This window comes from Pseudomonas sp. HMWF006, from assembly GCF_003061205.1.
GTDB lineage: Bacteria > Pseudomonadota > Gammaproteobacteria > Pseudomonadales > Pseudomonadaceae > Aquipseudomonas > Aquipseudomonas monsensis.
Map to the genome: position 1 here is coordinate 1 of NZ_QAIU01000521.1, position 8,570 is coordinate 8,570.

Below are 8,570 nucleotides of genomic sequence, written 5' to 3' on the forward strand. Positions count from 1 at the left end.
CTGCATTCGCGAGCAAGCTCGCTCCCACAAGGTTTTGTGCTGGCTCGGACATCTGCATTTTTACCACTGCCGTTTGTCGGGCCGAACCAGCCCTTCGCCCACCCTGCCCCGTATTCACTGCAGGCCACGCCGCCAAGGCCTTACGAGGATACGGCGCCGCAGGATTTTGTGGTGATTCCGGGTGACCATGAATTCTACGATTCACAATTACCGACGGTGGCGGATGCGACGGTGCGGGTGTTTATCCGCACGTACGATGCCGAGCGCGGGATTTATGTGAATGACGAGGTGCTGGATCCGGGTTGTTTGCTGGAGTGTTTGAGCCGACAGCAGCATTGATCCGGGTTGCCCAAACATTCTGCACACGCCAGATAACCCTGTGGGAGCGAGCTTGCTCGCGAAAGCGGTGGATCAGTCACGTGTATGCTGACTGACACACTGCATTCGCGAGCAAGCTCGCTCCCACAAGGTTTTGTGCTGGCTCGGACCTCTGCATTTTTACCACTGCCGTTTGTCCGGCCGGGCGAGGCCGAGTTTCTCGATGCGGTAGCGCAGCATGTCGCGGCTCAGGCCCAGCAGGCGCGCGGATTTGGTGACATTCCAGTCGGTCTTGTCGAGCATCTTGCGCACCATGTCGCGCTCGACTTCCGGCAGGTTCATCGACTCGGTATTGCTCGCCGGACGGGATTCGTAGTGCGTCGGCACTTCGTGCAGGTGCAGCGGCGGTTCGTCGACCAGGCTCATGCACACGTTCAACTGATGCGCGGCGATGGTGTCGCTCGGCGCCAACAGCACGGTTTGCTCAAGCATGTTGCGCAACTCACGCACGTTGCCCGGCCAGGTGTAACTGAGCAGCAGTTCTTCGGCCTGATCGCTGAAATGCAGGTTCGGCTTGCCGTAGCGTTTGCCGTGGCTGGCGAGGAAGTGCCGGGCCAGCATCAAAATGTCTTCACCTCGGGCATACAGGCGCGGCACCTTGATCGAAATGATCCGCAAGCGGAAAAACAGATCACGACGGAATTTGCCCTGCTGGACCATTTGCTCAAGGTTGCAGTTGGTGGCGCTGATCACCCGCAGATTGACCTTGCGCTCCTTCACCGAACCAACCCGGCGAATCGTCCGGTCCTCCAGCAACTTCAACAGCTTGGCCTGCAACAGCAGATCCATTTCCCCGACTTCATCGAGAAACAGTGTGCCGCCGTCCGCGGCTTCCACTAAACCTACGCGACGATCCTTGGCGTCGGTGAACGCGCCTTTCTCGTGACCGAACAGTTCCGACTCGACCAGATTCGACGGGATCGACGCACAATTGAACTCAATGAACGGGCCTTTGCTACGCGGCCCATCGAAATGCAGCGCACGCGCCACCAGTTCTTTGCCGGTACCGGTCTCGCCTTCGACTAAAACCGGCGGCAGATCGGTGTTGGCCATGCGCCGCTCGGCATCGAGCAACTGGCCGATGGTGTTCTTCAGAAACTGCATCGGCGCCGAGTCGCCGATCAGCGCCTGCACCCCGGATTTCTGTGCCTCGCGGTCCTGATAGAACGACAGCGTACGCTCCATCCGCTCGGTGGCCAGGGCCTTGTCGAGCAGCAGTTTGAGTTCCGGCAACGCCACCGGTTTGGTGACGTAATGAAAGGCGCCCTCCTTCATCGCCACCACGGCATCTTCGACGTTGCCGTAGCCGGTCATCATGATCACTTTGAGATCCGGCGCGCTGATGCGCAGCTTCTGGATCAGGTCGTGACCACTCATGCCCGGCAGCGAGTTGTCAGTCAGCACAATGTCGGGCATGAAGGTTTCCAGTTGCCCCAGCGCGTCTTCGGCCGAATGGCAGACCGTCACCTCGAAGTCCTTGCGCTCCAGGTAGGTCTGAATATTCTCGGCCAGCAGTTCGTCATCCTCGACCAGCAGAATGCTGTGTTCCATATTCCCCTCCCGATGCCACTTTGAAGTTGAGACTGACGCGGGTTCCCTCCTGCTCGCGGCTGGTCAGCACGACCGAACCTTCGAAACGCTCCATGATGCGTTTGACCAACGCCAGGCCAACCCCGAGGCCGCCCTGTTTGGTGGTGAAAAACGGTTTGAACACCAACAGTTGCTGCTGCGCGCTCATGCCCTTGCCGGTGTCGCTCACGGTCAGGCGCACGCTGTCAGGCTGCAGCGATTCGAATTCGACGCTGAGCACACCGCCCTTGGGCATGGCTTCGAGGGCGTTGGCAAACAGGCTATTGAGGATTTGCGTGAGCAACACCTTCTGGCTGACCACCAGCGCGCAATTTTGCGGTGTGAAGCGCACTTCGACGTTGCAGCGTTTGATCAATGCTTCGAAGGCGCCAACGGTGTCTTCGACCGCCATCACCAGGTCCACCGCTTCGCCGTCGTCATTCATCGGCCGCAGCGACACCAGCAACTCGCGGACCCAGCGCGACATGCGATCGACCTGGCTGATGATGTCGCCGATATTGCGTTGCGCACCGGGGCTGGCGATTTCCTGGGCCAGTTCGGCGCTGGAACGAATGGTCGCCAGCGGATTGCGCAGGCTGTGCGCCACCGCCGAGGACATTTCGCCGAGAGCGACAAAGGTTTCATTGCTGATCAACTGTTGCTGTTGGCTCTGCAGCAGTTTCGCCGCGCGGCGGACGATCCAGAACAACGCCAGAAAGATCGCCGCACCGCCGAAACACGTGGCGGCCCAGATCGAGGCAAATCCACGGTCGATGCGGTCGACCAGATCCGCCGGCTCCTTGTAGATCTCGACCATGGCAACGACTTTGCTTTTGTCGGCGTTGAACATCGGGATGTAGTTCTCGATGAACAAATACTTCGGTTCGCGCAGTAACTGCTGCTCGGGTTTCTCATCGTCGATCTTGTGATAACTGGAGGACACCGCGACTTTCATCTCGAACGACTCGTCGAGTTCGTCGTCATCCTCGAACTTGACCCCGATCAGTTCGGGATTGGTCGACCAGATCACCGTGCGATCCAGCGCATACACCGTGGCCAGGAGAACGTCGGGCAGGTGTTGGACATGGTCGAGGAACTCGGCGCGGGCGGCTGCATGGGCAACGGGGTCGACATCGGGAAAGTTGTCGTCCTGGCGCGGGTCGAGCATTTCGCCCATGGTCCGCGCCGGGGTGATGCCGGCGTGGCGTATTTCCGCCGCGCCAATCGCCTGAACGAATTGTGCAGTCAGCAAGGCGTCGCGCTCGACACTTTCGGTGACGACAAAGCGCGTCGAGATGTACCCCAGCCCCACTGCCACGGAGGCGATGATGAAAAAGCTCGCGAGCGAGAACCAACGCAGCAGATTGAACTGTTCGCGCCAACTTTTGCCCATTGCCGCCGACGTGTCCGGCGCAGATGTTTTTTGTGCTTCCAGTCGCTGCATGGGAGTGCCCTGGAGGTTTTGTATCGAGCCAGTTACAGCCATCAGTGTAGGTGGCTCTGACCGCGACACACGGTTCAATGATGCTATTTCGCCGCTACCGCATCCGACTCACCGTCGCGGCTGGATCGCCCGGTTTTACTGGCGTCAAAGCACCGTCGGCTACGGCACTGCTGGACGGTTGCTGACGCTCGGTTTCGTCGCTGAGGAAGTCGATAATCGACTGCGCGGACTGTTCGTCGAGGCGCAGATTGGGCATCGGGATTCGCTCGAATTGTTCGTAGAGTTGCAAGGCAATCGGGTCTTTTTCCGCGAGCAGGCGATCCGGTTCGCGGATCCAGCGATTCAGCCACTGCGGATCACGGTGGCGGGTTACGCCGATCAGATCTGGGCCGATGCTGCGCATGCCAAGGCCCTGGCCATCCTGCGGGCCGAGGCTGTGGCACGAGGCACAGCGCGTGCGGAACAGTTCTTCGCCATTGCTCGGCGGGCGAATGTCCGGGGCGTTGGCGTAACTTTCTTCGATGCTCGGCTGTTTCCAGTTTTGCAAAGTGTTGGCCAGTTGATCGGCGAGGATCCACGGATTCTCGAATGGCGAGGCTTTCATCCAGCGCCCTGTGGTCTGGTTGCCGACGATCAGGCTGAGGTTGTGATCCTTGCTGCGGCCGTTGTCGACGCCTTCGATGAACAGCCCGAGCTTCTTGCGCAAGTCGGTGACATCGGCGAAATCGCCAGTGAGAAACTTCCAGCCGGGGCCGACCTTGAAGCGCTGCGCATAGGCCTTGAGCACTTCGGGCGTATCGCTGAGCGGGTCGATGCTGATCGAGTAGAAGAAAATGTCTTGGCCGACCCGATCTCCGAGCAGTTTCTGCACCTGACGCAGGCGCGCGGTTTCCAGTGGGCAAGAGTCGCTGCACGAGGTGAAGATGAAATTGATCACCACCACTTTGTCTTTGATCAGGTCATCGAAGAAATGCACCTGCTGACCGTCCTGATCGGTCAGCAAGGTGTTGGGGAAATAGTCGCCACCCCACGGGGTGGCGGATTCACTGGCCGCAGGGGGTTCGCCGACGCTGGCCTGGTGCGCCAGCAGCACACGGCTGGCGAGCACACAGACCACCAGCATCAACACCAGGTGCATGCCCAGCGCCCGGGAGCGCGGGGTATGCACGGATTGGCTGTCACCGTGACGACGGTTCATGGCTTGACCACCACTTGTGGGCCCATACCGTCACCGTTGCGGAAGGTTGGCAGCGCGGCGGAGTTGACGTAGCGCACACCGTCCCAGCTTGGCAATGGGGTGGGCATCAGTTGCAGCTGACCGGGTTTTTCCAGGTCCCAACGCAGCAGCATCGAATTGTCCTCATGCTGAGTGTTGTGACAGTGCTCCATGTAGGTCCCGGCGAACTCGCGGAAGTTGATCGCCATCTCGACGCTGTCCAGGCCATCGGCTTCGGAACCGATCCGATAGACGTCCTTGCGCGCCCATTTTTCCCATTCTGGCGGAGCCTTGCCGCCGCGACTGAGGATGATCCCCTCCTCGAAGTGCACGTGCACCGGATGGCTCCAGCCCTTGCCGCCAGCCTTGATATTCCACACTTCAAGGGTGCCGAACCCGGTGACACCGGCATCGGTCGGGCCGCTGGACAACTGGGTCGAGGCGTTCAGGCGCCGTGGGTCCATGTGGTAGCCAAAACCACCATCGGTCTTGACCGTCCACGGCGCTTCATCGGTGCCATCGGCGCGGCCAAAGGTAAAGGTGCGGTGACGGGCCTTGGCCAGCAGCGCCTTGTCGGCAGCGTTGTCGCGGTGAATTTTCAGCGGGATCATCACCAGCCCTTCAGCCTTGCCCGGTTTGGCCGGTTCGTAGGCCGCCGGGTTCATCGCCAGATCCTGGCCGGTGTAGGCCTTGACGTTGAGCTGCAAGACCTTGCCCACCACCGGATCTCCCTTGTCCCACTGCGGGCCTTTGCTGGTTTGCTTGATCACCGGCAGGTATTTTTCCGAGAGCACGTCGGCCAGGGGGATCACTTCTTTCGGGCCTTTGCCGTCGTCCTGCGCCTGCAGGTTGAGGAAGAACAGCTTGTCGCCAGGCTTGATACCGTTTTTCGAGAAGTTGACGATGATGTCGAAGCGCTCGGCGATGCCTTGGGTCGGCAGGATCGCGTTGTGGTTCTGTTTATCGCCGTCGGCGTCGAGGTCCATGCTGCCGTCGAACGGCACGCTGTGTTCCATGATGTTGCCGTCGTTGGCGATCATGTGGAACGGCACGCGGCTGTAGGTCACGCCCAAGTTTTTCGGCCCCTGGAACTCTCCGCCACTGCCTTTGATTTCCCGCACCAGCGCCAGTTTGAAGTAGCGCGACACCGAACCGTTGAGAATGCGGAAACGATAACTGCGTGCGCGCACATCGAGGGTCGGTTTCCACTGCCAGTTGACCAGCACCTGATCGCCAATGAAGCCGTCGGTGTTGAACGGGTTAAACCACAACTGACCTTCCTGATCCCAGGCTTTGTCGGCGAACACCAGGTTGATGTCGTAATCACGGTTGCCCCAAGGCAAGGCGCTACCGCTGGGGAAGCGCAGGTTGACGCCGTCGTTGACCGACTCGTTGCCGCGATCCAGCGCGCTGTAGTAGTTCATCATCGCCGCGTTGCCCTTGTAGACATTCTGCGCGGTGAAATCGAGCATGTGGTCGTGGAACCAGTGGGTGCTCATGGTTTCGCGCCAGTCGCCGCGGATCTTGATGGTGCCGTTATTGCAGGTCTTCTTCGCCGGGGCCAGATCGTTGACCCATAGGGTCTCGCCCGGCGCGCACGGGAACGCCGCGCGCGGGTCTTCAGCCTTGGTGTTGATGCTGTCGTAACCGGCGAGCTGGATCGGCCAGCGATAGTCATAGAACTGCCCCGGGAAGAAGAACGCGTTGGCATAACCGTCGCTTTCTGCCGGCGCGTGACCGTTGTGCTCGTGGGTGCTGATGGTATGCAGACCAAAACCACGGTTGGCTGACGGGTCGATCGGCAAGCCGTTGTAGTGGCGCATCATCACCGGTTGGCCGTAGCGCACCATCAACAGTTTCGGCGGCAGTGTGCCGTCGAAGGTCCACACCGAGTTGTGGTTCTGCACGGGCATATTCGGGTGGAAGCGCGGGTCGACGCCTTTGGCGGTACCATCGGTCACCGGTAAACCGGCGACGTTGTGGTACAGACCGCCGAGGCCGAACTCGCCCATGGCGTAGCCGTGCATTTGCCGACTGTCGCGCAGGCCACCGTTGAGGCGCGCGCCGGTCTGTACGGTTTTATAGGCGACTTGCGGGTAGAACTCGTTCCAGCGTTGGTGCGACCAGCCTTTTCCAGGTGGCCGTCCTTCCGCGGAGGAGCCGATGTGGCGGTTGAGGAACACTTCGATCTGCGCCTGCCACGGGTTGCGGTCGACGACGTTGGCGAACTGGCTGGGGAATGGCGTCAGCCCCGGTTGGCGCAAAAACGCATCAAGGGCGCTGCCGGGTGGCGCGCTGCGGGCGACGTTGTTCGGATCCTGGGCCGGGGCCGGGCCAATCGCGGCCGGTGGAAACGGCAACGGCGCGGCCGGAGTGGTCGGGTCGAGTTTTTCCGGGCCGAACTCTTCGAACAGGGTCAACTGCTGGGTGAACGGCTGCGCACCATAGAGCGGGCTCGGCTTGCCGTTGGTGGGGTAGTTGAAACTGGTCTGCACGGTGGGCGGCAGCACGTTTTCCGTGCGGGTCGAGTTCCGCGTGCCTTTGACCCCGTCGGGCAAATCGAAGGAATCTTCGTTGGCCTCGGGCATGGTCAGGATGGCATTGAGTGCGGTCGGTTCGTCTGCCGGCTCGTCGTAGTACGCCGACGGGTCTGAGGTTTCTGGCTGTCGTTCGTCATCAATGGGGCTGGCGCGAACGCCGACCATGGTGCCGAGGGTCAACATCAGAAAGACGCTCAGCGGCGTCAGCAGAAAGGTGTTGCTTGGGTCACGCGTTGCTCTGTCCATCACCAGCCGCCTCATCAAGGAAGGGGTGATGGTGTTTTGCAACTAGTGCGCCAAGAAATTATTTCCAGTTGTAACAGGGACTTGGAAGGTCTGTGGGTTTCCCCACTCCCCGGTGACCGGGGCTTGACACCCATTGGTGGGGGAAGTTCATAAATTTTTATGGCGATGCACAACTGATTCAGGAGCTGCCGCAGCGCCTACAGGGGGAATCTGTGTTTCAGGGGACCAGTTGAAAGGCCAGGCGAACGGTGGTGCCCTCGCCTTCGCGGCTGTCGAGGGTCACGCCGCCGCCGAAGCGTTCCATGATGCGTTTGACCAGTACCAGGCCGACGCCCAAGCCACCTGATTTGGTGGTGAAAAACGGCCGGAACGCCATGGTCCGTTGTTCTTCGTTCATGCCTTTGCCGTTGTCGCTGAGCACCACACACACGCCGCGGTCGTCGCTCGGTTCCAGGCTGACGGTCAGCGTGCCGCCCTTGTCCATCGCCTCCAGTGCATTGGCCAGCAGGCTGTTGAGGATCTGCGTCAGTTGCACCGGTTGGCTGAGCACCATCGGCGTCTGCTGCGGATGAAACACCACTGTTACCCCGGCCCGGGCGATCTGCTGTTCGAAGGCGACGAGGCTTTCGTGCAGTGCGGCCACAAGGTTCACCGGCTCCGGGTCATCGTTGAGCGGACGCAACGACTGCAGCAGTTCACGCACCCATTTCGACATGCGGTCGACTTGGCCGATGATGTCCTTGATGTTCTTCTCGGCCGGGCCGGCATCGAACTCCAGCGCCAGTTCGGCGCTGGAACGGATGGTCGCCAGCGGGTTGCGCAGGCTATGCGCGACAGCTGAGGACATCTCGCCCAGCGCAACAAAGGTTTCATTGGCGATCAGTTGTTTTTGCTGGGCGGCGAGCAGGATCGCGGCACGCCGGACAATCCAGTACAGGCCCAGGTAAATCAGCCCGCCGCCGAGCGCAGTCGCCAGCCAGATCAGGGTCAAACCGCGCTCCATGCGCGCGATCAGGTCTTTGGGTTCCTTGTAGATCTCGACCATCGCCGTGACATTCTTGCCCTCGGCGTCGAACAGCGGAATGTAATTTTCGATAAAAATGTAATCCGGCGGGATGACGAATTTCTGCTCTTCCCGGGCCTTGTCGACGTCGTGGTAGCTGGCGGATACCGGAAT

Annotated in this window: 6 protein-coding genes; 1 reads left to right on the forward strand and 5 read right to left on the reverse strand. The window is 60.5% G+C overall.

What is annotated here, in order from left to right:
- The first annotated feature begins 36 nt into the window (after positions 1-36).
- Positions 37-339 (forward strand): hypothetical protein, encoded by a 303-nt coding sequence (locus DBR24_RS23465; protein ID WP_256591761.1) that lies wholly within the window; start codon positions 37-39, stop codon positions 337-339.
- Positions 340-498: 159 nt separating this feature from the next.
- Here DBR24_RS23465 and DBR24_RS23470 read toward each other — a convergent pair whose 3' ends face one another.
- From DBR24_RS23470 to DBR24_RS23490, 5 genes are all read right to left on the reverse strand, one after another.
- A complete protein-coding gene (locus DBR24_RS23470; protein WP_123467480.1) occupies positions 499-1,929 on the reverse strand; it encodes a sigma-54 dependent transcriptional regulator in 1,431 nt (476 codons plus the stop codon).
- Positions 1,898-3,391, reverse strand: coding sequence for a HAMP domain-containing sensor histidine kinase (locus DBR24_RS23475; protein WP_128615935.1), 1,494 nt, complete (start codon positions 3,389-3,391; stop codon positions 1,898-1,900). Before DBR24_RS23475 ends, DBR24_RS23470 begins: the two co-directional genes overlap by 32 nt.
- A gap of 94 nt (positions 3,392-3,485) precedes the next feature.
- Positions 3,486-4,589, reverse strand: a complete 1,104-nt coding sequence (locus tag DBR24_RS23480; protein ID WP_128615936.1) for an SCO family protein — start codon at positions 4,587-4,589, stop codon at positions 3,486-3,488.
- Positions 4,586-7,393, reverse strand: coding sequence for a multicopper oxidase domain-containing protein (locus tag DBR24_RS23485; protein WP_128615937.1), 2,808 nt, complete (start codon positions 7,391-7,393; stop codon positions 4,586-4,588). The genes DBR24_RS23480 and DBR24_RS23485 overlap by 4 nt, the downstream gene beginning before the upstream one ends.
- A 217-nt stretch (positions 7,394-7,610) precedes the next feature.
- Positions 7,611-8,570: sensor histidine kinase (locus DBR24_RS23490; RefSeq protein ID WP_128615938.1), on the reverse strand; the 960-nt coding region annotated here is incomplete at its 5' end.

What these genes read in the sequence shown, in the direction of transcription:
- DBR24_RS23470 (WP_123467480.1), bottom strand. Translation starts at nt 1,929, where the DNA reads ATGGAACACAGCATTCTGCTGGTCGAGGATGACGAACTGCTGGCCGAG.
- DBR24_RS23475 (WP_128615935.1), bottom strand. Translation starts at nt 3,391, where the DNA reads ATGCAGCGACTGGAAGCACAAAAAACATCTGCGCCGGACACGTCGGCG.
- DBR24_RS23480 (WP_128615936.1), bottom strand. Translation starts at nt 4,589, where the DNA reads ATGAACCGTCGTCACGGTGACAGCCAATCCGTGCATACCCCGCGCTCC.
- DBR24_RS23485 (WP_128615937.1), bottom strand. Translation starts at nt 7,393, where the DNA reads ATGGACAGAGCAACGCGTGACCCAAGCAACACCTTTCTGCTGACGCCG.